This is a genomic window from Actinomycetospora sp. NBRC 106375 (assembly GCF_030269665.1).
Taxonomy (GTDB): Bacteria; Actinomycetota; Actinomycetes; order Mycobacteriales; family Pseudonocardiaceae; genus Actinomycetospora.
Genome location: NZ_BSTS01000003.1, coordinates 234,974 through 261,907 on the forward strand (window position 1 = coordinate 234,974; position 26,934 = coordinate 261,907).

Here is a 26,934-nt window from a genome sequence, read left to right on the forward strand (position 1 = left end):
GGGTGCGCGCCCGGCTGCTCGTGGTGTTCTCGGTGCTGGTCGGGTTGCTGGTCCTCGGGCTCGGGGTGCCCCTGGCCGGGGCGACGGCCGCGGCGGACACCTCGCGGCTGTTCGCCGACCGCCTCGGCGACACGACCCGCTTCGCCGCGCTGGCCCAGCGCGCGGTCACCGACGACGAGACCGGCCCGCTGACCGCCGAGCTCGCCCGCTACGACGAGGTCTACGGGATTCCCGCGATGATCCTCGACCGGGACGGGCGGGTGCTCGCCGCGTCGCGCCCCGCGCCGCTGGATCCCACGGCGGCGCGGGTGCTGCTCGCCCTGGTCGGGCAGCGCTCGGAGCCCCCGGACGTGATCTGGCCCTGGGACACCGCGCCGCTGCTGCTCGCCGAGCCCGTGCTCGTCGGCGGGGAGGTCCGCGGCGCCGCGGTGACCGTGTCGCCGACCTGGCCGGCGCGAGCGGCGACGCTGCGCGGCTGGGCACTGCTCGCCGCGGCCGGGATGGTGGCGCTGGGTCTGGCCGCGGCGGCGGCGCTGCCCCTGGTGCGTTGGATCCTCGCGCCGGTGGAGAGCCTGGACGCGGGCACGGCGCGGGTCGCCGCCGCGGTGCGGGCCGGCCGCGGAGCCGAGCCGGTCGGTGACGGACGCGGCCCGCCCGAGCTGCGACGCCTGCGCCGTCACTTCGACCAGATGGCGGCGGGCGTGACGCACGCGCTGGAGTCGCAGCGCTCCTTCGTGGCCGACGCCGGGCACCAGCTGCGCAATCCGCTGACCGCGTTGCGGCTGCGCCTGCAGAACGTGGGCGCAGCCCTCGCCGAGCCGGGGGCGCGGGTGGACGAGAGCCTGCGCGACGAGCACGCCGCGGCGCTCGAGGAGACCGACCGGCTCACCGAGGTCCTCGACGGGCTGCTCGCCCTCGCCCGGGCCGAGGGCCGGCCGCCGGAGCGGGCTCCGATGCGGGTCGACCCGGTGCTCACCGAGCGCGTCGACGTCTGGGACGTGCTCGCCGGGCACGAGGGCCTGCGCCTGGTCCGGCGCGGCCCCACGGGCCTGGTCGCGCAGGCCGACCTCGACTCGGTGGTCGCGGTGCTCGACGCGGTGCTCGACAACGCCCTGAAGTACGCGCCTCCGGGCACGGAGGTCGAGATCGCGACGGCTCGGGTCGAGGGGGACGTCGAGATCGCCGTGCGCGACCACGGCGTCGGGATCGATCCCGACGAGCTCGCCCGTGCCACCGACCGGTTCTGGCGCTCGCCGACCCAGCGGGGCCGCGACGGATCCGGCCTCGGCCTCGCCATCGCGGCCCGCGCCGCCGAGCGCTGCGGCGGCGAGCTGCGCCTCGATCTGCCCGAGGGCGGGGGGCTGCGGGTCGCCCTGCGTCTGGCCGGCGCCTGAGTGCTACAGACCCTTGAGCCCGCGGTAGGCCGCGACGGCCCCGGGGTGCAGCGGCACCGGCTGGGTGCCGATGGCCGTGCGCGGATCGATGGCGCGCCCGGCGGCGTCGGCGGCCGAGAGCCGTTCGCGGCCCTCGAGGAGGACCCGGGTCAGGGCCTCGGCGCGCGCGTCGGGCATGTCGGCGGTCACCAGCAGGACGTTGCGCACCGACGTCACCGTCACCGGGTCCGGCAGGCCGTAGGTGCGGGCCGGGACGGTCGTGAGGTCGTAGACGGGGTAGCGCGCGCGCAGGACGGCGGTCGGCGCGGCCAGGTCGAGCAGGCGGACCGGGCGCGCCCCCACCAGGCGTTCGACGCCCGCGGTCGGGACGCCGCCGGACCAGAAGAACGCGTCGATCTCCCCGCGCTCGAGCGCCGCCACCGACTCGCCGAGCCCCAGCATCACCGCGGTCATGTCCCGGGCAGGGTTGAGCCCGACGGTAGTGAGCAGCCGCGGGGCGATGACGAGGACGCCGGAGTTGCGCGCGCCCACCGAGACCCGGCGTCCGGCCAGGTCGGCGAGGGTGCGCACCGGTGACTCGGCGGGCACGACCACCTGGATGGCGTCGTCGTGCACCCTCGCCAGCGCCCGCAGCCCGAAGCGCGGACGGGCGCCGTCGACCGCCCCGTCCACGGCGACGTCGGCCGCGCAGAACGCCACCTGTGCCTGCCCCGAGACGAGCATGCCGACGTTGTCGACCGAGCCCTCGCTGCCCACCACCCGGGTGTCGAGACCGAGCTCGGCCGCCCACAGCCCGGCCAGGGCGTCCCCGACACGGCGGTAGACCCCCTGCGGCCCCCCGGTCGCCAGCGCCACCGGGATTCGGTCCCCGGGGCGGGCGCAGGCGGCGACGCCCGCTCCGACGCCCATCGCGAGCGCCGCCGCGGTGCCGCGCAGCACGGTGCGCCGGGGGATCGGGCTCACCGCGGCATCGTGCCAGGCTTCGGGGACCGGCTACTCGTCGCTCGACGACACCGCCGCGGTGAGCTCCCGGCGCTCGCCGGGGTGCATCTCGACGCACTCGCCCGAGCGCCGGGCCACGCGGAACCGGACGACCTCCTCCTTCACCACCGGAGCGAGGATGTAGAGGCCGATGATGTTGACCAGGGCGAGCAGGAAGAGCACCGAGTCGGCGAAGTCGAGCACGGCGCCGAGGGTGAGCACGGAGCCGACGACGATGAAGGCGCAGTACACGCCGTAGTACACCCGCAGGCGCACGGGGCCGCGCCCGAACAGGTAGGTCCAGGCTTTCTGCCCGTAGTACCCCCAGGTCAGCATGGTGGAGACCGCGAACAGGGCGACCGCGAGCGTGAGCACATAGGGGAACCACGGCAGGACCGACTCGAAGGCCGACGACGTGATCGTGACGCCGCCCGGGTCCTCGCCGGTGGCGGCGTAGGTGGCCTGCGCGTCGCGCCACACTGGGGTGTCGGCGATGACGATCGTCAGGGCGGTCATCGTGCAGATCACCACGGTGTCGACGAACGGCTCGAGCAGCGCGACGTAGCCCTCGGTCGCCGGGTGCCGGGTCTTCACCGCGGAGTGGGCGATCGGCGCCGAGCCCAGGCCCGCCTCGTTCGAGAACGCCGCGCGCTGGAAGCCGACGATCAGCGCACCGACGACACCGCCGACGACGCCCGCCCCGGTGAAGGCACCGGAGACGATCGCGCCGACGGCCGCGGGGATCAGGGGGATGTTGACCAGGATGACGATCAGGCAGGCGCTCACGTAGATGATCGCCATCGCCGGGACGAGCCGGCTGGTCGTGCGCCCGAGCGAACGCGCGCCGCCGACCAGGACCCATCCGACGAGCACGGCGAGCACGATGCCGAACACGAGGGCGGCACCGTCGCCGCCGAGCGGGCCGGCATCACCACCGGTCACCTCGGTGAGCTGGGCGAAGGTCTGGTTGGTCTGGAACATGTTCCCGCCGGCGACCCCGAAGAAGAGGATGAACACCGCGGACAGGGCCGCGAGCGTCGCGCCCAGTCGGCGGCCGAACGCCGTCGGCATCCGCTCGGCCACGCCCTTGCGCAGGTAGTGCATCGGCCCGCCGGACACCGTGCCGTCGGGGTGGTGCTCGCGGTAGCGCACGCCCAGCGTGCACTCGACGAACTTCGTGGCCATCCCGAGCAGACCCGCGACGATCATCCACAAGGTCGCGCCCGCGCCGCCGATGGTCACCGCGACCCCGACGCCGGCGATGTTCCCGAGCCCGACGGTGCCGGACACCGCCGAGGTCAGCGCGTGGAAGTGCGGGATCTCGCCGGGCTCGTCGTCGCCGGTGAACCGGCCCCGGGCGATCTTCGTGGCGAGCCGGAAGTTCCGGAACTGCACGAAGCCGAAGGAGACCGTGAAGATGATCGCGGCCAGGATCAGCCAGCCCACGATCCACGGGAAGCCCGTGTCGCCGATGGGGATCTCGGCGAAGACGACGGCGGACAGACCCTCGGACAGTGGCGTGAACACCGCCTCGATGGCGTCCTCGACGGCGGCGAGGACGCCGCTGGACGCACCCTCCGCCGAGGCGAGGACATCCGGTGCGACGGGTGGGAACGCGGCGAGATCGGACATGACCGTGGAGTGAGCACGGAAAGCTCGGACAGGACAAGAAGGACGTCGCGGATCGTCACGCGCTCGTCAGATACCGCGCGCAGACGAGGTCGGGGACTGGACCGAATGGCCCACGCGAGGTGTGGTGGCGTGTGCGGCGCCGGGATGGTCTCGGTGCCCGGCGCGAGCACACGCCCGGCGCCTATCCTGAGCGGCGATGACTGCTGTGTCGCCGGCGACCTTCCACATCCGCACCCACGGGTGCCAGATGAACGTGCACGACTCCGAGCGCCTCGCCGGGGTGCTCGAGGAGGCCGGCTACTCCCACACCGAGGACGCCGACGGCGCCGACCTCGTCGTGTTCAACACCTGCGCGGTGCGCGAGAACGCCGACAACAAGCTCTACGGCCAGCTCGGCCGCCTCGCCCCCGAGAAGGCCCGCCGGCCCGGCATGCAGATCGCCGTCGGCGGGTGCCTCGCGCAGAAGGACCGCGACACCGTCGTCGCGAGGGCGCCGTGGGTCGACGTCGTGTTCGGCACCCACAACACGGGGTCGCTGCCGGCCCTGCTCGAGCGCGCCCGCCACAACGGTGAGGCCCAGGTGGAGATCCTCGAGGCGCTCGAGACGTTCCCGTCCCACCTGCCCGCCCGCCGCGACTCCGCCTACGCGGGCTGGGTGTCGATCTCGGTCGGCTGCAACAACACGTGCACCTTCTGCATCGTCCCGTCGCTGCGCGGCAAGGAGGTCGACCGGCGGCCCGGGGAGATCCTCGCCGAGGTCGAGGCGCTCGTCGCCGAGGGCGTGCTCGAGGTGACGCTGCTGGGACAGAACGTCAACGCCTACGGCGTCTCGTTCGACGACCGCGCGAGCGGGCGCACCGCGTTCGCCGACCTCCTGCGCGCCTGCGGCCGGGTCGACGGGCTCGAGCGGGTGCGGTTCACCAGCCCGCACCCGCGCGACTTCACCTCCGACGTCATCACCGCGATGGCCGAGACGCCGAACGTCTGTCCCCAGCTGCACATGCCGCTGCAGTCCGGCTCCGACCGCGTGCTCAGGGCGATGCGCCGCTCGTACCGCGCGAAGCGCTACCTCGACATCGTCGACGACGTGCGCGCGGCGATGCCGGACGCGGCGCTGACCACCGACATCATCGTCGGCTTCCCCGGCGAGACCGAGGAGGACTTCGCCGAGACGCTGCGGGTCGTCGAGGCGTCGCGGTTCAGCCAGGCCTTCACCTTCCAGTACTCGCCGCGCCCGGGCACGCCGGCCGCGTCGCTGCCCGACCAGGTCCCGAAGGCCGTGGTGCAGGAGCGCTACGACCGCCTCGTCGCGCTCCAGGAGGGGATCTCCCTCGAGCGCAACCGCGAGCAGGTCGGGCGCGAGCTCGAGCTGATCGTCTCCACCGGCGAGGGCCGCAAGGACACCGCGACCCGACGGATGAGCGGGCGCGCCCGCGACGGGCGGCTGGTGCACTTCACGCCGACGGGGACCGCGGAGGAGATCCGGCCCGGCGACGTCGTGACCGTCCGCGCCACCTACGGGGCGCCGCACCACGTCGTCGCCGACGGCGACGTCCTGACCCACCGGCGCACCCGCGCCGGCGACGCCCACGAGGCCGGTCAGCGGCCCACCACGCCGCGCACCACCGGCCTGGGCCTGCCGACCCTCGGCCCGCCCGCCCCCGCGGCCGAGCCCGTCGCGGCCGGGTGCTCGGCGGCCCTGCAGGAGGTCCCGTCATGAGCGAGAACGGCACCGACACCGACGCCCGCGCTCCGGAGCCCTCGGCGGCCGGCGCCCGCGTCGACTTCGGTCCCGGCGCCCTCGTCGCGGCGGTCGCGGTGCTGGTCCTGCTGCTCGCGGCGGTCCTGCCGTGGACGGGTCTCGGGGCCTCGGGCTGGGAGGTCGTCCTCGGCCGTCCCGGCGTCACCGGCCTGCCGCGGCTGTTCGGCACCCTCGCCGTGGTCTTCGGGGTCGTCGGCACCGCGGTGACGCTGTCGACGCGGCGCTGGCCCGCCGTGTTCGTCACCGCGGCCGGCTGCACCATCACGTCGGTCACCGGGCTGTGGGCGATCTGGTCGCAGAACACCAGCGCGGGCGTCGGGCCCGGCGTGGGGCTCTGGCTCGCGCTGCTGGCGATGATCGTGCTCGCGGGACGCTGGGCGTCCTACGCGCTCTCGCGGCGGTAGCGCGCCCTCAGCGCGCCGCCTGCTCGGCCGCGGCGAGCCACTCCCGCCACTGCGCGGCCTGGCGCTCGGCCTCCTGCGCGCGGCGGTGGTCGCCCGCGGCGTGGGCCTTCGCGGCCTGCGCCTCGTACTGCTCGACCCGGCTGCGGAACTGGCCGACGCGCGCCTCGGTCTCCGGGTCGGCGGTCTGCCAGCGGCGGTCGACCGCGGCCCGGACGCGGTCCTCGACCTCCTTGAGACGGGTCGAGAACTCGCGGACCCGCTCGCGCGGCACCTTGCCGATCGCGTCCCAGCGCTCCTGGACGTCGCGCAGGGCGGCGCGCGCGGCGTCGACGTCGGCGAGGTCGATGCGCCCGGCCTCGACGAGGAGCTCCTCCTTGGCGCGCGCGTTGGCGACGAACTCCGCGTCCCGGGCCGAGAACGCCTCCGAGCGACGGGAGAAGAACGTGTCCTGCGCGCCGCGGAACCGCGCCCACAGGGCGTCGTCGGCGTCCTTGCTCGTGCGGCCGGCGGCCTTCCACTCGACCATCAGTTCCTTGTAGCGCCCGGCGGTGGGTCCCCAGTCGTCGGAGTCGACGAGCGACTCGGCCTCGGTGACCAGCTCCTCCTTGCGCGCCTTGGCCGCGGTGCGGGCCCGGTCGAGCTCGGCGAAGTGCGCGCCCCGGCGGCGGGCGAAGGTCTCGCGGGCGCGGGAGAAGCGCTTCCACAGCGCGTCGTCGGTCTTGCGGTCGATCCCCTTGACCGCCTTCCACTCCTCGATCATCGACGAGAAGCGGTCGCCCGCGTGCTTCCAGCGCGTGGTCTCCTCGGCCAGCGCCTCGGCCTCGGCGATCAGGGCTTCCTTGCGCGCGACCGCGTCGTCGCGGGCGCCGGCGCGGGCCGCGCGCTCGGTCTCCTCGGCCTGCTCGGCCGCCGTGACGACGGCGTCCAGGCGCCCGCCGAGGCCGACGACGTCGCCGACCACCGCGGCGTCGGCGAGGCGCTCGCGCAGGGCGGTCGCGCTGCGCAGGGTCGAGCGGGCGTCGCCGCGGCCCGAGCTCAGGCGCCGGACGAGCAGGTCGACCTCGGTGCGCAGGTCGTCGAAGCGCACCGCGAAGTGGGCCAGCCCCTCCTGGGCGTCACCGGCCTGCCAGGAGCCGACGGAACGCTCGCCGTCGGCCGTGCGGACCCAGACCGTGCCGTCGTCGTCGACGCGCCCCCAGCGCCCGGGATCGGTGGCCGCGGACGTGACGGTGGGGAACGACGGCGGGGTCGCGCCGGACGCGCCCGCCGGGGCGGTGTCCTCGCCGCCCGCGACGTCGGGAGCGGGGCCCGGGGTCGTCGGCGTGGTCGGAGGTGGCGAGGTGGACGGAGGTGTCGGGGTCGTCGGGGGTGTCGGGGTCGTCGGGGTCGTCGGGGGCGCGGGAGCGGTCTGAGCAGCCGGGACCGCGGGCGCCGTCGCCTGACCGTCCGGCGCCGACGCGTGGTCGGGCTGGTCGGGCTGGTCGGGCTGGTCGGCCACGGCACCGTCGGCGGCCCCCGCAGCCTGCTCGTCGGTCATCGGCCCCGACACCTCCCGCTCCTACGGTCCGGGCATTCAAGCAGGTCGGCCGACCGTGCAGGAACTCCCTTCCCCCGGTGCGACAGCGGGGAGGCGTGGCGGAGCGCTCGCCCGCATGCCGGTGCGGGCGGCCCCGGATAGCCTCGGTCCAGTGATCCTGACGGCGGCGGTGGTGCCCCATCCGCCCCTGCTCGTGGCCGAGCTCGCGGGCACGGCGGCGGCCGAGACGGCGGCCCTGCGCGCGGCGTGCCGCGGCGTCGCCACCGGTCTCGCGGGCGTCGGCGACCGGTGGCTCGCGGTGGGCGCCGCGCCGGAGGCGTCGACCCACACCCCGGACACCCGGGGCACCTTCGCCGGGTACGGCGCCGACGTCCGCGTCGCGCTCGGGCCGGAGGCCGCGACGCTCGACCCGGAGCTCCCGCTGCCCGTGCTCGTGGCCGGCTGGCTGCGGGCCCAGGCCGGGCCGGCCGGCGAGCGGGTGCGGATCGAGGCCCACGTCCTCGCCGACACGACCGGCCCCGACGACGCCCGGAAGGCGGGGGAGGAGCTCGCGCAGTCCGACGGCGCCGACGTCCTGCTCGTGCTGGGCGACGGCGCGGCGACCCACACCGCCCGGGCGCCGGGGGCGTTCGACGAGCGCGCCGAGGGCTACGACCGCGGCGTCGCCGACGCCCTCGCGACCGGGGACGCCGCCGCGCTCGCCGGCCTGGACCCGGGCCTGTCCGACGAGCTGCTCGCGGCCGGGCGCGTGCCGTGGCAGGTGCTGGCCGGGGCGGTGCCCCACCCGGCGGCGACCCGCCTGGAGCACTCCTCGGCGCCGTACGGGGTCGCGTACCACGTGGCGGTGTGGGAGCTGGGATCCTCCGGGCCATGACCCCAGCCGCTCGCCCGATCGCCCTGCTCGGGCCGACGGCGACCGGCAAGTCCGACCTCGCGCTCGACGTCGCCGCGGAGCTGGGCCGGTTCGGCGTCGGGGCGGAGGTCGTCAACGCCGACGCCATGCAGCTCTACCGCGGGATGGATGTCGGCACCGCCAAGCTCCCGCCCGACGCCCGCCGCGGCGTGGCGCACCACCTGCTCGACGTCCTCGACGTCGCCGACACCGCCACCGTCGCGGCCTACCAGCGCGACGCCCGTGCGGCGGTCGCGGCGATCCGGGAGCGCGGGCGGGTCGCGCTGGTGGTCGGCGGGTCGGGGCTCTACGTGCAGGCCGTGCTCGACGACCTCGACTTCCCCGGCACCGACCCGACCCTGCGCGCCCGCCTCGACGGCGAGCTGGCCGAGGTCGGGCCGGCGGCGATGCACGCCCGCCTCGCCACCCGGGATCCCGACGCCGCCCGCGACATCCTCGCGAGCAACGGGCGGCGCATCGTCCGGGCCCTCGAGGTCGTCGAGCTCACCGGCCGGCCCTTCGCCGCGAGCCTGCCCCGCCCCGGCCGGCCGCGGCACGACGCGGTGCTGATCGGGCTCGACCGCGACACCGCGGTGCTCGACGAGCGGATCGCGCGGCGCGTCGACGGCATGCTCTCCGCCGGGCTGGTGGACGAGGTGCGCGCCCTCGCGGCCCGCGGTCTCCGTGACGGCGCCACGGCGTCACGCGCCGTGGGGTACCGCGAGGTCCTCGAGCACCTCGACGGCGGGATCGACCTCGGGGAGGCACGCCGACGCACGGTCGTCGCCACCCGGCGGCTGGTGCGCCGGCAGCGCTCGTGGTTCCGCCGCGACGATCGCGTGCGCTGGGTCGACGCCGGCGCCGACGACCTCGTCGCGGCGGTGCTGGCGGCGTGGCGAACACCCGTGGGCTGAGCGAAGGGCACCCTCGATCGCAGAGATGGGCGACGGGCGCCCCGGCCGGAATCCAGGGTCGGCGTCCCGGTAACGAGCGAGGGGCACCTCCGGTCGATCCAGCCGACCGAAGGTGCCCCTCGTTCAGGAACGACGTCCGCCCGAGCTACCGCTGCGCGCCCATCGTCACCGTCGGCGCGTCGAGGGCGTGCCGGCAGGTGGTGGGCCGGTCCGCGGGGGCGGGGGTGAGCACGATGTCGCGGTGCTGGGGCCCGGTGGCCCCGCCGAGCGCCTCGACGTGCGGGGTGCCGCGCCACTGGACGACCAGGAGGTGCGGGCTCCCGGCCGCGGCGGCGTACACCGCGTAGCTCCCGTCCCGTCCCGCGACGGCGCGGCCGAGCTGGCGGCCGTCGGCGTCGACCATCGTCAGGACGGCCTTCGCCGCGGGTTCGCCGGCGTGGCGCACGGTCCCGGACAGGATCGGGCGCGCCGCGGGCACGGGCGCGGTGACCAGTCCGGTCTCGGTGTCGTGCACGGTGCTCTCCGCGGCGGGCTCCGCCGGGACCGTCGCCGTCTCCTCGACGTCGATCGTGCGGCGCAGCGGCACCTCGCGCAGGAAGAGGATCGCGACCAGCGCGATGAGCGCCAGCGGCGCCGCCGACAGGAACAGCAGGGCGACGGAGTCGCCGTACGCGTTCTCGATCACCGACCGGATCGGGGCCGGCAGCGTGGCGAGGTTCGGGATCTGGCCGGAGGCCCCCGTCGCCGAGGCCGGGACGCCCAGGGCGGTGAGGCCCTCGCTGATCTTCGTGCTGACCTGCGAACTGAGCAGCGCGCCCAGGGCGGCCACACCGGCGGCGCCGCCGAGCGACCGGAAGAACGCGACGGTCGAGCTGGCCGCGCCCATCTCGCTCATCGCGACCTGGTTCTGCACGGCGAGCACGAGGTTCTGCTGGGTCGACCCGACCCCGATGCCGACCATCGCCATGAACACCGCGAGCAGCCCGTAGGGCACGGTCGCGCTGACGAACAGGCCCTCGCCGAGCAGGCCGAGGGTGAGCAGGATGCCGCCGCCGACGAGGTAGGGCTTCCAGCGGCCGTAGCGGGTGATCAGCTGCCCGACGATCGTCGAGGACAGGAAGAGCCCGGCGATCATCGGCAGGGTCAGCAGGCCGGCCTCGGTGGCCGTGGCGCCGCGGGCGAGCTGGAAGAACTGGCTCAGGTAGACCGTGGAGCCGAACATCGCGACGCCGACGAACAGCCCGGCGACCGTGGCGAGCGCGACGGTCGGGTTGCGGAAGAGGTGCAGCGGCACGATCGGCTCGCGCACCTTCGACTCGACGACCACGGCCGCGACGAGGGCGAGGACGCCGCCGCCGACGATGGCCACGGAGGTCCAGGAGCCCCAGGCGAACTGGTGGCCGGCCAGCGAGGTCCAGATGAGCAGCGCGGAGACGCCCGCGGCGATGAGGATCGCGCCGAGGTAGTCGATGTGCACCTCGCGCTTGACCGTGGGCACCGTCAGCGTGCGCTGCAGCACGACGAGTGCCACGACGGCGATCGGCACGGTGACGTAGAAGCACCAGCGCCAGCCGATGGTGTCGACGATGACGCCGCCGATCAGCGGGCCGCCGACCGTCGCGACGGCCATGATCGCGCCGAGGTAGCCGGAGTACCGGCCGCGCTCGCGCGGCGGGATGATCGCCGCGATCACGACCTGGGCCAGCGCCATCAGCCCGCCCATGCCGAGGCCCTGGATGACGCGGAAGCCGATGAGCTCGGCGGTGCCCGTGGTCAGGCCGCAGAGCATCGACCCGACGATGAACAGCGTGATCGCGATCTGGACGAGCAGCTTCTTCGAGAAGAGGTCGGCGAGCTTGCCCCAGATCGGCGTCGAGGCGGTCATCGCCAGCAGCGAGGCGGTGACGACCCACGTGTACTGCGCCTGGGTCCCGCCGAGGTCGGCGAGGATCCGCGGCAGCGCGTTCGACACGATCGTCGACGACAGGATCGCGACGAACAGGGCCATGAGCAGGCCCGACAGCGCGACGAGCACGTGTCGGGTGGCCGGCGTGGCGTCGGGTGCGGACGTCGCGGGGGCGGACGTCGCGGGTGCGGACATGAGCGTGTTCTCCGGGAGGGGAGCGGCGTGGGTGGTGGGCGGTGCGCGGGACGTGGCCGTCAGGGCGCCCGCGGCGACGCGTGGCCCGGGACCGGCGGGTTCTCCAGACCGTGGGCCAGCAGGTCGAGCGCCTCGTCGAGGCAGGCGGTGAGGTCGGCGCGCCCGTCCGCGGCGAGCCAGCGGGTGGTCGCGGCCCGCGTCGCGGACATGACGGCCGCGGCGGTCACGGCGGGGTAGAGGTCGTGCGCGTCGAGCCCGGTGCGCTCGGCGATGACCTGCGCGAGGTGCAGCTCGATGGTCGCGTAGGCCGCGAGCTGGTGGGGCACGAGCGTCGGGTTGGCGCGCACGAGGCGGACCTGGCGGATCCACTCGCGCTGCCGGTCGCCGGCGCCCGCGACCATCTCGCGCACGACGGCCCGGACCGACGCCAGGACGGGCTCGTCCGCCGGCCGTGCCGCGAGGCGCTCGCCCATGAGGCGGGCGCGCTCGACGTCCGCGGCGACGATCGCCTCCTCCTTGGAGGAGAAGTAGTTGAAGAACGTGCGGGGCGAGACGTCGGCGGCCTCGGCGATCTGCTCGACGGTCACCTCGGCGAGGCCGTGCGCGACCGCCAGCTCGAGGGCGGCCGCGCCGAGCGCGTGCCGCGTCTGCAGCTTCTTGCGCTCGCGCAGTCCCGTGGTCACGCCCTGAACTCTACGCCGATCTTGCAGTGAGTGCATTTTTGCGGAGCGCGTTGTTTTGCAGATCACGCAGGCGGTCGTGCGCGGGCGGGAGGGACGCCGTCGCTACGCTGGGTGGCGTGGAGTTCGTCAAGGGGCACGGCACCGAGAACGACTTCGTCGTGCTCACCGACCCCGACGGCGAGATCGACCTCGGCGAGGACCTGGTGCGCGCGCTGTGCCACCGCCGCCGCGGCATCGGTGCCGACGGCGTGCTGCGTGTGGTGCGCACCGACGCGCCCGCCGCGATCGCCGCCGGGGTGGGCGGCGGCGAGGCCACGTGGTTCATGGACTACCGCAACGCCGACGGGTCACTGGCCGAGATGTGCGGCAACGGCGTGCGGGTCTTCGCCCGTCACCTCGTGGTCGCGGGCCTCGTCGCGCCGGGCACCCATCCCGTCGCCACCCGCGCCGGCACCCGGTGGGTCACCGTCGACCACGAGGGCCCGGTCACCGTCGACATGGGGCCGGCGCTCCTAGGGCCCGCCTCGCGCGCCGTGGTCGACACGCTCGAGATGGCCGGCGTCGCGGTCGACGTCGGGAACCCGCACCTCGCGTGCGTCCTGCCCGCCGACCTCGCCGGCACCCTCGACGACCTCGACCTCGCCCGCCCGCCCCGCCACGACGGGGCGCTGTTCCCGCACGGCGTCAACGTCGAGGTGCTGACGCCCCTGGTCGACGGGGCCGTGCACCTGCGCGTGCACGAGCGCGGCTCGGGCGAGACCCGTTCCTGCGGTACCGGGACCGTGGCGGGCGCCGTCGCCGCGCTGCAGGCCGAGGGCCGGGGCACCGGCACCGTCACGGTCCACACCCCGGGCGGCGTGCTCGTCGTCGGCGTGGACGGCGCCACCACCACGCTCACCGGTCCGGCCGAGCTCGTGGCCCACGGCACGTGGGGCGCGCCCGTCCCCGCGGCGCGCTGAGGCCGGATCGACGGGTCGAGATCCCGCTGCGCGCCGTCTCCCGCGTCGAGGTGGTTTTCGCGTTGCCCGTCGTGGAACCATGGGCGGCAACATGACAGAACCCGCACCGCAGGCCCCCCGCACCGCGACGCCGCACGCCCCCACGGGCCGCCGCGATCGCAGCAGCGACATCCGGCTCGACACCGGAGCGGCCGCGCCCGACGAGTCGGTCGAGCCCACCGGCGGGGCGCTCGACCTCGAGGAGCGCTCGTCGTTGCGGCGCGTCCCGGGTCTCACCGGCTCGTCCACCGAGCTCACCGACGTCACCGAGGTCGAGTACCGGCAGCTGCGCCTCGAGCGCGTCGTGCTCATCGGTGTCTGGACCGAGGGCACGTCGCGGGAGGCGGAGGCCTCGCTCGTCGAGCTCGCGCGCCTGGCCGAGACGGCGGGGTCCGAGGTGCTCGACGGACTCGTCCAGCGCCGGCAGACGCCCGACCCGGGCACGTTCGTCGGCTCGGGCAAGGTCGTCGAGCTCCGCGAGACCGTGCAGGCCACCGGCGCCGACACCGTGATCGCCGACGGTGAGCTCTCGCCCGGGCAGCTGCGCCAGCTCGAGGAGAAGCTCAAGGTCAAGGTCGTCGACCGCACCGCCCTGATCCTCGACATCTTCGCCCAGCACGCCCGCTCCAAGGAGGGCAAGGCCCAGGTCGAGCTCGCGCAGCTGCGCTACTTCCTCCCGCGCCTGCGCGGCTGGGGCGAGTCGCTGTCCCGGCAGGGCGGCGGCGCCGGCGGCGGTGGCGGCGCGGGCGGCGGCGGCGTCGGCACCCGCGGTCCCGGTGAGACCAAGCTCGAGACCGACCGCCGCCGGATCCACCGCCGCATCGCCAAGCTGCGGCGGGAGATCGAGGCGATGTCGACGGTCCGCGAGACCAAGCGGGGGCGCCGCCAGAGCCGCGCCGTCCCGTCGGTCGCGATCGCGGGCTACACCAACGCCGGCAAGTCGAGCCTGCTCAACGCCATCACCGACGCCGGGGTGCTGGTCCAGGACGCGCTGTTCGCGACCCTCGACCCGACCACGCGGCGCTGGGAGACCGAGGACGGGCGCGAGGTCACGCTCACCGACACGGTCGGCTTCGTGCGCCACCTGCCCCACCAGCTCGTCGACGCGTTCCGCTCGACGCTGGAGGAGGTCGCCGACGCCGACCTCCTGCTCCACGTCGTCGACGGCTCCGACCCGTCGGCGCAGGACCAGATCGCCGCGGTCCGCGAGGTGATCGGCGGGCTCGACTCGCCGGCGCCGCAGGAGCTGCTCGTGGTCAACAAGGTCGACGCGGCCGAGCCGATGGCGCTCGCCGAGCTGCGCGGCGCCCTGCCCGGCGCGGTGTTCGTGTCGGCGCGGACCGGTGAGGGGCTGAACCGGCTCCGCGTCCGTCTGGCCGAGCAGCTGCCGCACCCCGACGTCGAGCTCGAGGTGCTCCTGGGCTACACCGACGGCGCCCTCGTCGCCCGCGCCCACGCGGAGGGCGAGGTGCTCGCCGAGCGCCACACCGCCGAGGGCACCGCGCTGCACGCCCGCGTCTCCGAGGAGCTCGCCGCCGCGCTGCGCGCCGCGGCCGTCGACCCCGCGCGCGTGCCCTGAGGCAGGTCGCGCTCGTCCTGCTCGTGCTCGTCGGGGTCCTCGGGCTCCCGGGGGTCGCGGCGGCCGACCCGATGGTGCGGTGTGTGCTGGCCGACGACCGTCTCGCGGAGGCGTCGGGCCTCGTCGCGGACCCGGCGGGCGGCTACGAGGTCGTCAACGACAGCGGCAACCCCAGCACCGTGTACCGGCTCGACGACCGCTGCGCCGTGGTCGGGGAGCGCGCCGTGCCCCACCGGGGCCGCGACGTGGAGGACCTCGCCCGCACTCTCGACGGCACCCTCTGGCTCGCCGACGTCGGCGACAACGGGCGCCGGCGGGACACCGTCGCGGTGCTGCGCCTCGACGGCTCCGGAGCGGAGACCGTCGAGCGCCTGACCTACACCGACGGCCCGCACGACGCCGAGTCGCTGCTCGTGCCGGCCGACGGCCGCCCCGTCGTCGTCACCAAGGACCTCAGCGGGCGCAGCGGGGTCTACGTCGCCGACGGGTCGACCCTGCGGCAGGCGGGCGAGGTCGTCGTGCCCGGGGAGGCGATGACCGCCCTGGGTGCGGGCACCTTCACCGGCGGCGCCCTCTCGGCCGACGGGCGCGTCGTCGCGCTGCGCACCTACACCGACGCCTGGCTCTACCCGGCGCCGCGGGGCACGGGCACCGCGGAGGACGTCGTCGCCGCCCTGCGCACCGCGCCCGTGCGGGTCCCGCTGCCCGCCGAGGCCCAGGGCGAGGCGCTGGCCTTCGCGCCCGACGGCATGCTGCTGGCGACGGGGGAGACGCCCGCCGGGGAGGCGCCCGCGCCGCTGCACGCGATCCCCGGGGCGACGGCGCTGGTCGACGGCGCGCCGACCGCGGCGACGCCGTCGGCGGGCCCGGCGCCGGCCTCCGACCGCGCGGGGCTGCCCGAACCGCTCGCGAGCATCGGTGTCGTCCTCGCCGCCGCCGTCGCGGTCGCCGCGCTCCTCGCCGTCGTGGTCCTGGTGCGTCGCCGGCGCCGGTAGGTGTCGCAGCGAACCGGCTGCTCGCTGCTTCTCTGCGCGCAAAGTCCCCGCTCGCGGGCGCTCGTCCCCGCGGGAACGGAGATCACGAGCGCTGTGTGCACCCCTCACGTCCCGCGACGGTGCACTGCGCGCTCCTGATCTCGACCCCGGGTGGCTCGTCCTCTTCTGGCTCTGCGTGCGACGTAGCCTCATCGCGTGCGGTACGACGTGCTCGACCTGCGCCTGTTCGGTGCCGTCGTCGCCGAGGGGTCGATCACCGCGGGTGCGGCGCGGCTGCACCTGAGCCTGCCGTCGGCCAGCGCGCGCCTCCGGGCGCTCGAGCACCACGCCGGGGTCGACCTGCTCGTGCGCGGGCGCCGCGGGGTCCGTCCCACGCCGGTCGCCCGCTACCGGGGCCGCGCGGTCGACCTCGGCACCGTCGTCGACCTGGTCGCGGCCGGCGTGGGCCTCGCCGTCGTGCCGCGCCACACCGTCGACCCGGCGCGGGGCCTCGCGGTCTGCGAGCTGGCGGAGCCCTTCGCCCGGCGCACGCTCGTGCTGCGCCGCGGGGCCCGCCCCGGTCCCGGCGTGGACGACCTCGCCGAGCACCTGCGGCAGGCGGCTGCCTCTGTCTGAGCCGAAGGCAGGGTTCCGCGATCGCGCATGGTGCGGGCGGGCCGAGAGGGCGACGCTCGACCGCGTGGAGCGCTCACCCCGGCCCGATGCCCGCCGCGATCCGTCGCCCGCGCTCGGAGTAGCGGTGCGACGGGCCCTGCCGTCGCTGCTCGCCCCGGTCGTGCTCGCCGGCGGGGTGCTGGCCTCGCAGGGCGGGTCGGCGGCGTGGGCGGCGGGCGTCCTCGTCCTGCTGGCGGTGCTCGCCGGTGCGGCCCTGGTGGTGGCGACCGGGGTGCGCGACGCCGTGCGTCAGAGGCGGCGCAGGACCGCGACGACCTTGCCGAGCACCGTGGCGTCCTCGCCCGGGATGGGCTCGTAGTCGGGGTTGTGGGGCAGCAGCCAGACCCGCCCGTCCTTGCGCTTGAACGTCTTGACCGTCGCCTCGCCCTCGATCATCGCGGCGACGATCTCGCCGTTGTCGGCGACCGGCTGCTGGCGCACCACCACCCAGTCGCCGTCGGTGATCGCGGCGTCGACCATCGAGTCGCCGGCGACACGCAGGAGGAACAGCGACCCTTCGCCGACGAGCTCGCGGGGCAGCGGGAAGACCTCCTCGACGGCCTGCTCGGCGAGGATCGGGCCACCGGCGGCGATGCGCCCGACGACCGGCACGAAGGTGGGCGCGGGCCGGTCGGCGCGGAGCTCCTCGGTGTGGTCCGCCGCCTCGGCGCCCTCGAGCTCCTCGGGGAGGCGGACGTCCAGGGCGCGCGGACGGTTGGGGTCGCGCCGCAGGTAGCCCTTCTTCTCGAGGGTGCGCATCTGGTGGGCCACCGACGACGTGGACGTCAGCCCGACCGCGTCCCCGATCTCACGGACGCTCGGCGGGTAGCCGTTGCGCTCGACGTGGTCGCGGATGACCTCGAGGACCTTGCGCTGGCGGGGCGTGAGCCCGGGGGAGGCGTCGGCGTCGGCCGGCTCCGGGAACGGGTGCACCCGGGCGGGGACGACGGCGTCGGCCATCTCGGCCCGGACCCCGGGCTCCTCGGGGCCGTCCGGGCCCTGGGGCGTGCGTGCCATGGCCGTGTGTCCTTCCGACGGTCGTGTCCTTCCGTCCCGGCGGGCGGCACGCCCGCAGGGGTCTCGAGCAGCGAAGTTAGCGCCGCGGACCGACGGGATCAAACACGTGTTCGAACGACACGCCGAGCGATCCGTCGACGTTGTCGGGGGTCGATGCTAGACATCGCACACGCGTTCGATCGAACGCGTGTGCGAGCCGAGGAGGTCGACCATGTCCGTCGGGACGAGCCGCTGCGACGTCGAGGTGCCGGGTCCGCGCGAGGAGGGCCCCTTCGGCGCGACCTCGGCCGGTGCCACGGGCGCCGTCGCGGGGGCCGTCCCAGGCGTCCGTCCCGCGACCCGCCCGCAGCCCGCCGGGTCGCGGCCCGCGCGGCCGGAGGAGACGCGCGGGTCGGTGCGCCCCGCCGGCCGGCGGTCCCCGGCGGCGCTGCCCCCGGTCCGCCCCCGGGTCGCGGGCGGTGGCGCGCACGCCCCGGTCGCCGCGCCCGCGGTCGCGCCGCCGGCGGTGCTGCGGCGCCGTCGTGTCGCCGCCGTCGTGGTCCTCGGGGTCCTGCTGGGGGTGCTGGTCGGGGTGCTCGTCGGCCTCGTCGTGCCCGACGCCGCGGCGCCCACCACTCCCGTGCCGGCGGGCACCTCCGTGGCGGTCGTCGGTGCCGGCGAGTCGCTCGACGACGTGGCCGGCCGTGTCGCCCCGGGTGCCGACACCGAGGCCGTCGTGACTCGGATCCGCGAGCTCAACGGGCTCGAGGGGTCCGCCGTCGTGCCGGGCCGCCCGCTCGTGGTCCCGGGGTCCTCGTCCCTCGCCGGGTGAGGCCCGGGTCCGCCCCGGCCGGCGCCGGAGGCTCGCGGAGATCGCCGATCCGATGACGATCGGCCGCCCCGTCGCGGCATCTCGTCACCCGATCCGTGGTCTCCGACCCCCTCCGCCACGCCGTTCCCGGCGGCCGGCGTCGTGCCCCGCGAGGCGCGCGGCGCCCCCCGCTGTCCGGTCCGCGCCGCTGCCGGTGCTCCGTGTCCACCCACTCGGGCACCGCCCGTCTCCCTGGTCCCCACGGAGATCCGCTGATCCACGGGTGACGTCCGCTCGGCGCCCGGGTGTCCGGCAACGGTCCGGTGGCTTGCGCGGCGTGTCCGCGCGTCGCTACCGTCCCACCCCAACATCTAGTGGTTACACTGGTGTAGTTAGTCCACAGCTTGTGCACACCGGTCGGACGGCTCTCCACAGGGCTTTCCACCGGAACGGCGGTGGTGCTCCACCGGCGGGGGCGCCCGATCCACGGACCGGGCCCGGCGATCCCCAATCCGTCCCCAGGGCGGCGGGGAATCCGGGCACGGTCCACGCGTGGGTGGGGACAACTCCGGTCGGGGCGCCCACGGGGGAGGAGGAGTCCGCATGCGCTGTCCGTTCTGTCGGCACACCGACTCCCGCGTGGTCGACTCGCGCGAGGCCGACGAGGGTCAGGCGATCCGGCGACGCCGGTCGTGCTCGTCGTGCGGGAAGCGGTTCACCACCGTCGAGGAGCCGGTGCTCGCCGTGCTCAAGCGCAGCGGGGTCACCGAGCCGTTCAGCCGCGACAAGGTCGTGCGCGGCGTGGCACGGGCCTGCCAGGGACGCCCGGTCGACCCGGACGCCCTGGCGCAGCTCGCGCACAAGGTCGAGGAGACCGTCCGGGCCGGGGGCACCGCCGAGGTGCCCAGCCAGGAGGTCGGCATGGCGATCCTCGGCCCGCTGCGGGAGCTGGACGAGGTGGCCTACCTGCGCTTCGCGAGCGTCTACCGGAACTTCTCGTGCGTCGCCGACTTCGAGGCCGAGATCGCCGACCTGCGCGGTTCGCGGGACGGCTCGGTCGACGGCGCTGTCGGGGGTGCGGGCGACACTGCGGGAGAACCGGCGGCGGACACCGTCGGGGCACGGGCCGGGGACTGACAGTCGGGGACACGGGTGACGGGTCGGAGCGTGGGGAAGCGCCGCCGGACCGTCGCGGAACGACGAGTAGAGGGATGACACGGATGACGGAGACCGTCGGCACCACGTCCGGGGAGTCGGACACCGCCGCGCCGCGGCGGGGCCTGACCATCGAGCGTGTCCACACCACCCCGGGCGTCCACCCGTACGACGAGGTCGTGTGGGAGCGCCGTGACGTGGTGATGACGAACTGGCGCGACGGTTCGATCAACTTCGAGCAGCGCGGTGTCGAGTTCCCGCAGGCCTGGTCGGTCAACGCCGTCAACATCGTCACCAGCAAGTACTTCCGCGGCGCCCTCGGCACCGAGGCGCGCGAGTCGAGCCTGCGCCAGCTGATCGACCGGGTGGTGGGCACGTACACCGGCTCGGGCACGCACCACGGCTACTTCGCGACGCCCGAGGACGCCGAGGTCTTCTCCCACGAGCTGACCTGGATGCTGCTGCACCAGTACTTCAGCTTCAACTCGCCGGTCTGGTTCAACGTCGGCACGAGCTCGCCGCAGCAGGTCAGCGCCTGCTTCATCCTGTCGGTCGACGACACGATGGAGTCGATCCTCAACTGGTACCGCGAGGAAGGCCTGATCTTCAAGGGCGGCTCCGGCGCCGGTCTCAACCTCTCGCGCATCCGCTCGTCGAAGGAGCTGCTGTCCTCGGGCGGCACCGCCTCGGGCCCGGTGTCGTTCATGCGCGGCGCCGACGCCTCGGCCGGCACCATCAAGTCCGGCGGCGCCACCCGGCGCGCGGCGAAGATGGTCGTCCTCGACGTGGACCACCCCGACGTCGCCGAGTTCGTCGCCACCAAGCGCGACGAGGAGCGCAAGATCCGCGTGCTGCGCGACGCCGGGTTCGACATGGACCTCGGCGGCAGCGACATCGCCTCGGTGCAGTACCAGAACGCCAACAACTCGGTGCGCGTCTCCGACGAGTTCATGCGCGCCGTCCAGTCCGGCTCGGAGTTCGGGCTGCGCGCGCGGATGACGGGCGGGGTCATCGACACCGTCGACGCGAAGCAGCTCTTCCGCAGCATGGCCGAGGCCGCGTGGGAGTGCGCCGACCCGGGGCTGCAGTACGACGACACGATCAACGACTGGCACACGTCGCCGGAGTCCGGGCGCATCACCGCGTCCAACCCGTGCTCGGAGTACCTGCACCTGGACAACTCCAGCTGCAACCTCGCGTCGCTGAACCTCATGAAGTTCCTCGACGACGACAACACCTTCCGGGTCGACGACTTCGTGCGCTCGGTCGAGCTGGTCATCACCGCGATGGACATCTCGATCTGCTTCGCCGACTTCCCCACCGAGGCGATCGGCGACACCACCCGCGCGTTCCGCCAGCTCGGCATCGGCTACGCCAACCTCGGCGCGCTGCTGATGGCCACCGGCCGGGCGTACGACTCCGAGGGCGGCCGCGCCCTCGCGGCGTCGATCACCTCGCTGATGACGGGCACCGCCTACCGCCGCTCCGCGGAGCTCGCCGGCGCCGTCGCGCCGTACGACGGCTACGCCCGCAACGCCGACGCGCACCGCCGGGTCATGCGCAAGCACGCCGCGGCCAACGACGCCATCCGCACGATGCACCGCGAGGACGGCCGCATCCGCGACGCGGCCACGCGGCAGTGGCAGACGGGTCTCGAGATCGGGTCGAAGGACGGCTGGCGCAACGCGCAGGCCAGCGTGCTCGCCCCCACCGGGACGATCGGCTTCATGATGGACTGCGACACCACCGGGGTGGAGCCGGACTTCTCGCTGGTCAAGTTCAAGAAGCTGGTCGGCGGCGGCTCGATGCAGATCGTCAACCAGACCATCCCGCGCGCGCTCGACCTGCTGGGCTACCAGGCCGAGCAGAGCGAGGCGATCGTCGAGTACATCGCCGAGCACGGCCACGTCGTCGACGCCCCGGGCCTGCGCCCCGAGCACTACGAGGTGTTCGACTGCGCGATGGGCCAGCGCTCGATCGCACCGATGGGCCACGTGCGCATGATGGCCGCGGTCCAGCCGTTCATCTCCGGCGCGATCTCCAAGACGGTCAACATGCCCGAGCAGGCGTCCGTCGAGGACGTCGAGGAGATCTACTTCGAGTCCTGGAAGCTGGGGCTCAAGGCGCTCGCGATCTACCGCGACAACTGCAAGGTCGGCCAGCCGCTGTCCACGGGCAAGACCTCGACCGCGGAGAAGACCGCCGAGGCGGCGCCCGCGGTCGTCGAGCAGCGCCCGGTGCGCAAGCGCCTGCCGAAGAAGCGCCCGAGCGAGACGGTGTCGTTCACGGTCGCGGGCGCCGAGGGCTACATGACGGCGGGCTCGTACCCCGACGACGGTCTCGGCGAGATCTTCGTCAAGATGTCGAAGCAGGGCTCGACGCTCGCCGGCGTGATGGACGCCTTCTCGATGTCGATCTCCATCGCGCTGCAGTACGGGGTGCCGCTGGAGACCTACGTCTCGAAGTTCGTCAACATGCGCTTCGAGCCCGCCGGTATGACCGACGACCCCGACGTCCGCATGGCCACCAGCGTCGTCGACTACCTGTTCCGCCGCATCGCGCTCGACCACCTGCCCTACGAGAAGCGGGCCCAGCTCGGCATCTTCTCCGCGGACGAGCGCTCGGCCCAGGTCGCGGCCACCGACTACGGCACGGCGGCCCCCGCGGCGCCGGCGGCCGAGCCGGCGGTCGACGTCGACTCGCTGCGCACCTCGCTGGAGGTGTCGACCTCGGAGACCGAGGAGCGCAGCCCGGCACAGCGCAAGGCCGATGTCTCGGTCGGCAGCTCCACCGAGCTGCTCGAGCTGCAGCAGGGCAAGGCGGCCGACGCGCCGCTGTGCCTGACCTGCGGCACGAAGATGCGTCCGGCCGGCTCCTGCTACGTCTGCGAGGGCTGCGGCTCCACCAGCGGCTGCAGCTGACACACCCCTGATCCGCTCCCCGGCACCGCCGGGGCGCCCGGAGCCCCGTCCGGCTCCGGGCGCCCCCGGTGGTGACAGCGACCGGATCAGGCCGTGGGGACGACCGTCGCCGAGAGCGCCCGGTGGTCCGACAGCGGCGGGCGGTGCACGCGTGGGGCGGAGGCGACGACACCACGGCCCAGCAGGTGGTCGATCTGGCGGCGGGGAGCGTCGGCGGGGAAGGTGCGCCCGCTGACGAGCCCGGTCAGGCCACCGACGAGGCGGGCACGCCGCACGCCGAGGTTGAGGTCGCCGGTGAGCACGAGCGGGTCCTCGGTGCGCAGGCTGCGGGCGAGGTGGCGCAGCTGGACGAGGTTCCAGCCCGGGATGAACGACAGGTGCGTGGTCACCACCGTCACCGGCCCGTGGGGACCGACGACGCGGGCGGCGACGGCCGTGCGGGGCTCGTCGCGCACCACCACGAGGCGGCGGGGATGCCCGAGCACCAGGGGCACGTCGCGGGGCAGCCGCGGCAGTGTCACCACCCGCCAGTCGACGACGGGGAGACGCGAGAGCAGCGCGATGCCGTAGGCCGGCGCGCTCCCTGCCCCGTTCTCCGGCGTCCACGCCTCGGGCACGCCGTGCAGGGTCGGCACGAACCGGTGCTCGACCGCGCCCATCGCCTCGGCGGCGACCGCGGTGAGGTCGAGGCCGCCGGACCGCGGCTGGGCCCGGTCGACCTCCTGGAGCCCGAGGACGTCGACGTCGAGGCCGGCGACCGCGTCGGCGAAGCGGTCGCCGTCGACCGGTCCGTCGGCGGTCGCGGCGCCGTGCAGCACGTTCCAGGTCCCGAGGCGCACGACCCCCAAGGTTGCCCGGTGGGCGACCGGGCAGGATGACCGGGTGTCCGCACTGCGCCGGGTGACCGCCACCCGGTACGTCACCCCGCTCCGTGAGGGCGGTTCGCTCCCGGGGCTCGTCGAGGCCGACGACCTCGGCACGTACGTCGCCAAGTTCACCGGCGCGGGGCAGGGACCGAAGGCGCTGGTCGCCGAGGTCGTCGCCGGGGAGCTGGCCCGGCGGCTCGGGCTGCGGGTGCCCGAGCTGGTGGTGCTCGACCTCGACCCCGTCATCGCCCGCGCGGAGCCGGACTGGGAGGTCCAGGAGCTCCTCGCCCGCAGCGGCGGGGCCAACCTCGGCATGGACTTCCTGCCCGGCGCGATCGGCTTCGACCCGGTCGCGCACGCCGTCGACCCGCTCGAGGCGTCCCGGGTCCTGTGGTTCGACGCCTTCGTCGAGAACGTCGACCGCTCCTGGCGCAACCCCAACCTGTTGCGCTGGCACCGCGAGCTGTGGCTGATCGACCACGGCGCCTGCCTGTACTTCCACCACAGCTGGGCCCGCGCGGCCGCGGTCGTCGCCCGCCCCTACGACCTCGCCGACCACGTGCTGGCCCCGGTCGCGACCGCCCGCGCCGAGGCCGACGGCGAGCTCGCGGCGCGGATCGACCGGGCGCTGCTGACCGAGGTCGTCGCGCTCGTCCCGGACGAGTGGCTCGACGACGGCACCCAGCGCGCCGACTACGTCGAGCACCTCCTGGCCCGGCTCGCCGAGCGAGAGGCGTGGGTGCCGGGATGAGCCGGGAGACGGACCGGGACACCTTCGAGTACGCCCTGCTGCGCGTCGTGCCCGACATCGAGCGCGGCGAGCTGGTCAACGTCGGCGTGCTGCTCTACTGCCGGCACCGCGAGCACGTCGCGGCGCGCATCGCCCTCGACGTCGACCGCGTCCGCGCGCTCGACCCGCACACCGACCTCGACGCTCTCCGGGACGCCCTCGACGCCTGGGAGCGCGCGGTCCAGGGCGAGGGGCCGGCCGCGGTGCTCTCGCCGGGCGAGCGGTTCCGGTGGCTGACCGCGCCGCGCAGCACCGTCCTGCAGCCCGGCCCGGTGCACACGGGTCTCACCGCGGACCCGGAGGCGGAGATCGAACGGCTGGTCACCCGCCTGGTCCGCCCGACCTCCTGAATCGGTCCGCCGTTTCCCCGGTGCACCGCAGCGGGGACTCCGCCCGGTGCTCGGCCGTGCGCAACCGACGTGGCGGGAACGTCGGAGCGTCCGGCCCACGACCGAGGAGGACACGGTGGCGGACGAGGTCCGGTGGCTGGAGTCGGTGGGGTCCGGTGACGTCGAGGAGGTGGGCGGCAAGAACGCCTCGCTCGGCGAGATGATCGGCAACCTCTCCGAGCGGGGCATCCGCGTGCCGGGGGGCTTCGCGACGACCGCGACGGCGTACCGGTCGTTCCTCACGGAGAACGCCCTCGACGAGAAGATCGCCGGCATCCTGTCCGAGCTCTCCGACGGCGAGCGCGAGCTGGCGGACGCCGGGCAGGCGATCCGCGACCTCTTCGACCAGGCCGTGTTCCCGGAGGCGACCGCCGAGGCCATCCGGTCGGCCTACGCCGAGCTGGGCGAGCGCCACGGCACCGAGGACATCGACGTGGCCGTGCGCAGCAGCGCGACGGCCGAGGACCTGCCCGACGCGAGCTTCGCCGGCCAGCAGGACACCTACCTCAACATCACCGGCGCCGAGGCGCTGCTCGCCGCCTGCAAGGACTGCTACGCCTCGCTGTTCACCGACCGGGCGATCAGCTACCGCGTCGAGCAGGGCTTCGAGCACACCGACGTCGCCCTCTCCATCGGCATCCAGACGATGGTGCGCGCCGACCTCGGGTCCGCGGGGGTCATGTTCACGATCGACTCCGACACCGGCTTCCCCGACACCGCGATCATCAACGCCGCCTGGGGCCTCGGCGAGAACGTCGTCGGCGGCGAGGTCACCCCGGACCAGTACACGGTCTACAAGCCGTTCCTCGACCGCGAGGAGCTGCGACCGATCATCGCGCGCACGGTCGGCGCGAAGGAGCGCAAGCTCGTCTACACCGACTCCTCCGAGGAGCCCACCGAGAACGTCGACACCACCGAGGAGGAGCGGCGGTCCCTCGTCCTGGACGACGACGAGATCCTCCAGCTCGCTCGCTGGGGCACGGTCATCGAGGAGCACTACGGGCGCCCGATGGACGTCGAGTGGGCCAAGGACGGGCGCAGCGGCGAGCTCTACGTCGTCCAGGCCCGCCCGGAGACCGTGCAGTCCCGCGCCGGGGCCGGGACGCTGTCGACGTTCCACCTGAACGAATCCGGCGAGGTGATCGTCTCCGGTCTCGCGATCGGGCAGCAGGTCGCGGCCGGTGAGGTCCAGGTGATCGCGTCCGCCGACGACGTCGACCAGTTCACCGACGGCAAGGTCCTGGTCACCGAGATGACCGACCCGGACTGGGTGCCGATCATGCGGCGCGCCGCCGCGATCGTCACCGACCGGGGCGGGCGCACGTCGCACGCGGCGATCGTCAGCCGTGAGCTCGGCGTGCCGGCGATCGTCGGCACCGGCAACGCCACCGAGATCCTCGGTGAAGGCCGCGAGGTGACGATCTCCTGCGTCGAGGGCGACGAGGGCCACGTCTACGAGGGCCTGCTCGACTACGAGGAGCGCGAGCTCGACCTCGGAGGTGTCCCCGAGGCCACGACCCGCGTGATGATGAACATCGGCAGCCCGGCGGCCGCGATGCAGTGGTGGCGCCTGCCCGCGCACGGCATCGGCCTGGCGCGCATGGAGTACCTGGTCAACAACGTCATCCAGGCCCACCCGCTCGCGCTGCTGCACCTCGACGACGTCGAGGACGACGACGCGCGGCGGCAGATCGAGGAGCTGACCGCCGGCTGGGACGACAAGGGCGAGTACTTCGTCGACCACCTCGCCCGCGGCATCGCCACCATCGCCGCCTCCCAGTACCCGGAGCCCGTGGTCGTGCGGCTGTCGGACTTCAAGACCAACGAGTACGCCGGGCTGATCGGCGGGACGCAGTTCGAGCCCGACGAGGAGAACCCGATGCTCGGCTGGCGCGGGGCGTCGCGGTACTACAGCGACGACTACAAGGAGGCGTTCGCGCTCGAGTGCCGCGCGCTGCGCCGCGTCCGCACCGAGATGGGCTTCACCAACGTCATCGTCATGGTCCCGTTCTGCCGCACCCCGGAGGAGGCCGACCGGGTGCTGGAGACGATGGCGGAGTACGGGCTCGAGCGGGGGCAGGACGAGCTGCAGGTCTACGTCATGGCGGAGATCCCGTCGAACATCCTGCAGGCCGACGAGTTCGCCGACCGCTTCGACGGGTTCTCCATCGGCTCCAACGACCTCACCCAGCTGACCCTGGGCATCGGGCGCGACGACGACCGCCTCACCCACCTGTTCGACGAGCGCAGCCCGGCGGTCAAGAAGATGATCACGATGCTGATCGAGGCCGCGCACGCGAAGGGCCGCTACGTCGGCATCTGCGGCCAGGGCCCCAGCGACCACCCCGACCTCGCCGAGTTCCTCGTCGAGCAGGGGATCGACTCGATGTCGCTGAACCCCGACAGCGTCCTCACCGTCATCGAACGCGTCGCCGAGGCCGAGAAGGGGTCGCGCGGGGGCGGCTGAGGTGTGTCAGCGA

General features: G+C 74.6%; 23 protein-coding genes. 16 read left to right on the forward strand and 7 right to left on the reverse strand.

Features of this window, described 5'->3' with window-relative positions:
• The first annotated feature begins 2 nt into the window (after nt 1–2).
• Complete coding sequence (locus QSK03_RS06890; protein ID WP_285649710.1) at nt 3–1,394, forward strand: sensor histidine kinase; 1,392 nt, start codon at nt 3–5, stop codon at nt 1,392–1,394.
• A gap of 3 nt (nt 1,395–1,397) precedes the next feature.
• On the opposite strand, the gene QSK03_RS06895 is transcribed toward QSK03_RS06890, so the two are convergent.
• Both QSK03_RS06895 and QSK03_RS06900 read right to left on the reverse strand, forming a co-directional pair.
• Complete coding sequence (locus QSK03_RS06895; protein ID WP_285649712.1) at nt 1,398–2,357, reverse strand: TAXI family TRAP transporter solute-binding subunit; 960 nt, start codon at nt 2,355–2,357, stop codon at nt 1,398–1,400.
• Nucleotides 2,358–2,387: 30 nt separating this feature from the next.
• Nucleotides 2,388–4,007 carry an alanine/glycine:cation symporter family protein gene (locus QSK03_RS06900; protein WP_285649714.1) on the reverse strand — a complete coding sequence of 540 codons (1,620 nt, stop codon included), beginning with the start codon at nt 4,005–4,007 and terminating at the stop codon, nt 2,388–2,390.
• Nucleotides 4,008–4,203: 196 nt separating this feature from the next.
• Between QSK03_RS06900 and miaB the strand changes: the two genes are divergently transcribed.
• Entirely contained in the window at nt 4,204–5,727 is a 1,524-nt protein-coding gene (gene miaB / locus QSK03_RS06905) for a tRNA (N6-isopentenyl adenosine(37)-C2)-methylthiotransferase MiaB (protein ID WP_285649716.1), read from the forward strand.
• On the forward strand, nt 5,724–6,173 hold the full coding sequence (locus QSK03_RS06910) for an Rv2732c family membrane protein (protein WP_285649718.1): 450 nt from the start codon (nt 5,724–5,726) through the stop codon (nt 6,171–6,173). The genes miaB and QSK03_RS06910 overlap by 4 nt, the downstream gene beginning before the upstream one ends.
• 7 nt (nt 6,174–6,180) lie before the next feature.
• Here the strand turns inward: QSK03_RS06910 and QSK03_RS06915 are convergent, their stop codons facing one another.
• Nucleotides 6,181–7,710, reverse strand: coding sequence for a DUF349 domain-containing protein (locus tag QSK03_RS06915; RefSeq protein WP_285649720.1), 1,530 nt, complete (start codon nt 7,708–7,710; stop codon nt 6,181–6,183).
• Between the two features lie 151 nt (nt 7,711–7,861).
• Here QSK03_RS06915 and QSK03_RS06920 point away from each other — a divergent pair, with 151 nt between their 5' ends.
• Nucleotides 7,862–8,584, forward strand: coding sequence for a class III extradiol ring-cleavage dioxygenase family protein (locus QSK03_RS06920; RefSeq protein WP_285649721.1), 723 nt, complete (start codon nt 7,862–7,864; stop codon nt 8,582–8,584).
• On the forward strand, nt 8,581–9,516 hold the full coding sequence (miaA, locus tag QSK03_RS06925; RefSeq protein WP_285649723.1) for a tRNA (adenosine(37)-N6)-dimethylallyltransferase MiaA: 936 nt from the start codon (nt 8,581–8,583) through the stop codon (nt 9,514–9,516). The genes QSK03_RS06920 and miaA overlap by 4 nt, the downstream gene beginning before the upstream one ends.
• A gap of 145 nt (nt 9,517–9,661) precedes the next feature.
• On the opposite strand, the gene QSK03_RS06930 is transcribed toward miaA, so the two are convergent.
• Both QSK03_RS06930 and QSK03_RS06935 read right to left on the reverse strand, forming a co-directional pair.
• On the reverse strand, nt 9,662–11,617 hold the full coding sequence (locus QSK03_RS06930) for an MDR family MFS transporter (RefSeq protein WP_285649725.1): 1,956 nt from the start codon (nt 11,615–11,617) through the stop codon (nt 9,662–9,664).
• Between the two features lie 59 nt (nt 11,618–11,676).
• Nucleotides 11,677–12,300: an acyl-CoA-like ligand-binding transcription factor gene (locus QSK03_RS06935; protein ID WP_285649727.1), complete on the reverse strand. Its 624-nt coding sequence runs from the start codon at nt 12,298–12,300 to the stop codon at nt 11,677–11,679.
• 107 nt (nt 12,301–12,407) lie between these two features.
• Between QSK03_RS06935 and dapF the strand changes: the two genes are divergently transcribed.
• The 5 genes from dapF (at nt 12,408) to QSK03_RS06960 (ending at nt 16,845) form a co-directional block, all read left to right on the forward strand.
• Entirely contained in the window at nt 12,408–13,259 is an 852-nt protein-coding gene (dapF, locus tag QSK03_RS06940; RefSeq protein WP_285650077.1) for a diaminopimelate epimerase, read from the forward strand.
• 91 nt (nt 13,260–13,350) lie between these two features.
• Nucleotides 13,351–14,877 (forward strand): GTPase HflX, encoded by a 1,527-nt coding sequence (gene hflX, locus QSK03_RS06945; protein WP_285649729.1) that lies wholly within the window; start codon nt 13,351–13,353, stop codon nt 14,875–14,877.
• Between the two features lie 23 nt (nt 14,878–14,900).
• Nucleotides 14,901–15,872 (forward strand): hypothetical protein, encoded by a 972-nt coding sequence (locus QSK03_RS06950; RefSeq protein ID WP_285649731.1) that lies wholly within the window; start codon nt 14,901–14,903, stop codon nt 15,870–15,872.
• 195 nt (nt 15,873–16,067) lie between these two features.
• Entirely contained in the window at nt 16,068–16,487 is a 420-nt protein-coding gene (locus QSK03_RS06955) for a LysR family transcriptional regulator (protein ID WP_285649733.1), read from the forward strand.
• A 64-nt stretch (nt 16,488–16,551) separates the two neighbouring features.
• Nucleotides 16,552–16,845 carry a hypothetical protein gene (locus QSK03_RS06960; protein ID WP_285649735.1) on the forward strand — a complete coding sequence of 98 codons (294 nt, stop codon included), beginning with the start codon at nt 16,552–16,554 and terminating at the stop codon, nt 16,843–16,845.
• Here the strand turns inward: QSK03_RS06960 and lexA are convergent.
• A complete protein-coding gene (gene lexA, locus QSK03_RS06965) occupies nt 16,776–17,486 on the reverse strand; it encodes a transcriptional repressor LexA (protein ID WP_285650078.1) in 711 nt (236 codons plus the stop codon). The two genes, QSK03_RS06960 and lexA, sit on opposite strands and share 70 nt — an antisense overlap.
• A gap of 268 nt (nt 17,487–17,754) precedes the next feature.
• Here lexA and QSK03_RS06970 point away from each other — a divergent pair, with 268 nt between their 5' ends.
• The 3 genes from QSK03_RS06970 (at nt 17,755) to QSK03_RS06980 (ending at nt 22,409) form a co-directional block, all read left to right on the forward strand.
• Nucleotides 17,755–18,354: a hypothetical protein gene (locus QSK03_RS06970; RefSeq protein WP_285649736.1), complete on the forward strand. Its 600-nt coding sequence runs from the start codon at nt 17,755–17,757 to the stop codon at nt 18,352–18,354.
• Nucleotides 18,355–18,936: 582 nt separating this feature from the next.
• Complete coding sequence (nrdR, locus tag QSK03_RS06975; protein ID WP_285649738.1) at nt 18,937–19,470, forward strand: transcriptional regulator NrdR; 534 nt, start codon at nt 18,937–18,939, stop codon at nt 19,468–19,470.
• Nucleotides 19,471–19,553: 83 nt separating this feature from the next.
• A complete protein-coding gene (locus tag QSK03_RS06980) occupies nt 19,554–22,409 on the forward strand; it encodes a vitamin B12-dependent ribonucleotide reductase (protein WP_285649740.1) in 2,856 nt (951 codons plus the stop codon).
• 86 nt (nt 22,410–22,495) lie between these two features.
• On the opposite strand, the gene QSK03_RS06985 is transcribed toward QSK03_RS06980, so the two are convergent.
• A complete protein-coding gene (locus QSK03_RS06985) occupies nt 22,496–23,248 on the reverse strand; it encodes an endonuclease/exonuclease/phosphatase family protein (RefSeq protein WP_285649743.1) in 753 nt (250 codons plus the stop codon).
• Between the two features lie 43 nt (nt 23,249–23,291).
• Between QSK03_RS06985 and QSK03_RS06990 the strand changes: the two genes are divergently transcribed.
• The 3 genes from QSK03_RS06990 to ppsA all read left to right on the forward strand — a co-directional run bounded on the left by QSK03_RS06990 (nt 23,292) and on the right by ppsA (nt 26,921).
• Nucleotides 23,292–24,026 (forward strand): HipA family kinase, encoded by a 735-nt coding sequence (locus tag QSK03_RS06990; protein WP_285649745.1) that lies wholly within the window; start codon nt 23,292–23,294, stop codon nt 24,024–24,026.
• The gene (locus tag QSK03_RS06995) at nt 24,023–24,415 is read left to right on the forward strand and encodes a DUF3037 domain-containing protein (RefSeq protein ID WP_285649747.1); all 393 of its coding nucleotides are present in this window, start codon (nt 24,023–24,025) and stop codon (nt 24,413–24,415) included. The genes QSK03_RS06990 and QSK03_RS06995 overlap by 4 nt, the downstream gene beginning before the upstream one ends.
• 115 nt (nt 24,416–24,530) lie before the next feature.
• Nucleotides 24,531–26,921, forward strand: coding sequence for a phosphoenolpyruvate synthase (ppsA, locus tag QSK03_RS07000; protein ID WP_285649749.1), 2,391 nt, complete (start codon nt 24,531–24,533; stop codon nt 26,919–26,921).
• Nucleotides 26,922–26,934 lie beyond the last annotated feature (13 nt).

Bases quoted from the DNA above. Each gene is read 5' to 3' on its own strand.
- QSK03_RS06900 (WP_285649714.1), bottom strand. From the start codon at position 4,007: ATGTCCGATCTCGCCGCGTTCCCACCCGTCGCACCGGATGTCCTCGCC.
- miaB (WP_285649716.1), top strand. From the start codon at position 4,204: ATGACTGCTGTGTCGCCGGCGACCTTCCACATCCGCACCCACGGGTGC.
- QSK03_RS06910 (WP_285649718.1), top strand. From the start codon at position 5,724: ATGAGCGAGAACGGCACCGACACCGACGCCCGCGCTCCGGAGCCCTCG.
- QSK03_RS06915 (WP_285649720.1), bottom strand. From the start codon at position 7,710: ATGACCGACGAGCAGGCTGCGGGGGCCGCCGACGGTGCCGTGGCCGAC.
- miaA (WP_285649723.1), top strand. From the start codon at position 8,581: ATGACCCCAGCCGCTCGCCCGATCGCCCTGCTCGGGCCGACGGCGACC.
- QSK03_RS06930 (WP_285649725.1), bottom strand. From the start codon at position 11,617: ATGTCCGCACCCGCGACGTCCGCCCCCGCGACGTCCGCACCCGACGCC.
- hflX (WP_285649729.1), top strand. From the start codon at position 13,351: ATGACAGAACCCGCACCGCAGGCCCCCCGCACCGCGACGCCGCACGCC.
- lexA (WP_285650078.1), bottom strand. From the start codon at position 17,486: ATGGCCGACGCCGTCGTCCCCGCCCGGGTGCACCCGTTCCCGGAGCCG.
- QSK03_RS06970 (WP_285649736.1), top strand. From the start codon at position 17,755: ATGTCCGTCGGGACGAGCCGCTGCGACGTCGAGGTGCCGGGTCCGCGC.
- nrdR (WP_285649738.1), top strand. From the start codon at position 18,937: ATGCGCTGTCCGTTCTGTCGGCACACCGACTCCCGCGTGGTCGACTCG.
- QSK03_RS06980 (WP_285649740.1), top strand. From the start codon at position 19,554: ATGACGGAGACCGTCGGCACCACGTCCGGGGAGTCGGACACCGCCGCG.
- QSK03_RS06995 (WP_285649747.1), top strand. From the start codon at position 24,023: ATGAGCCGGGAGACGGACCGGGACACCTTCGAGTACGCCCTGCTGCGC.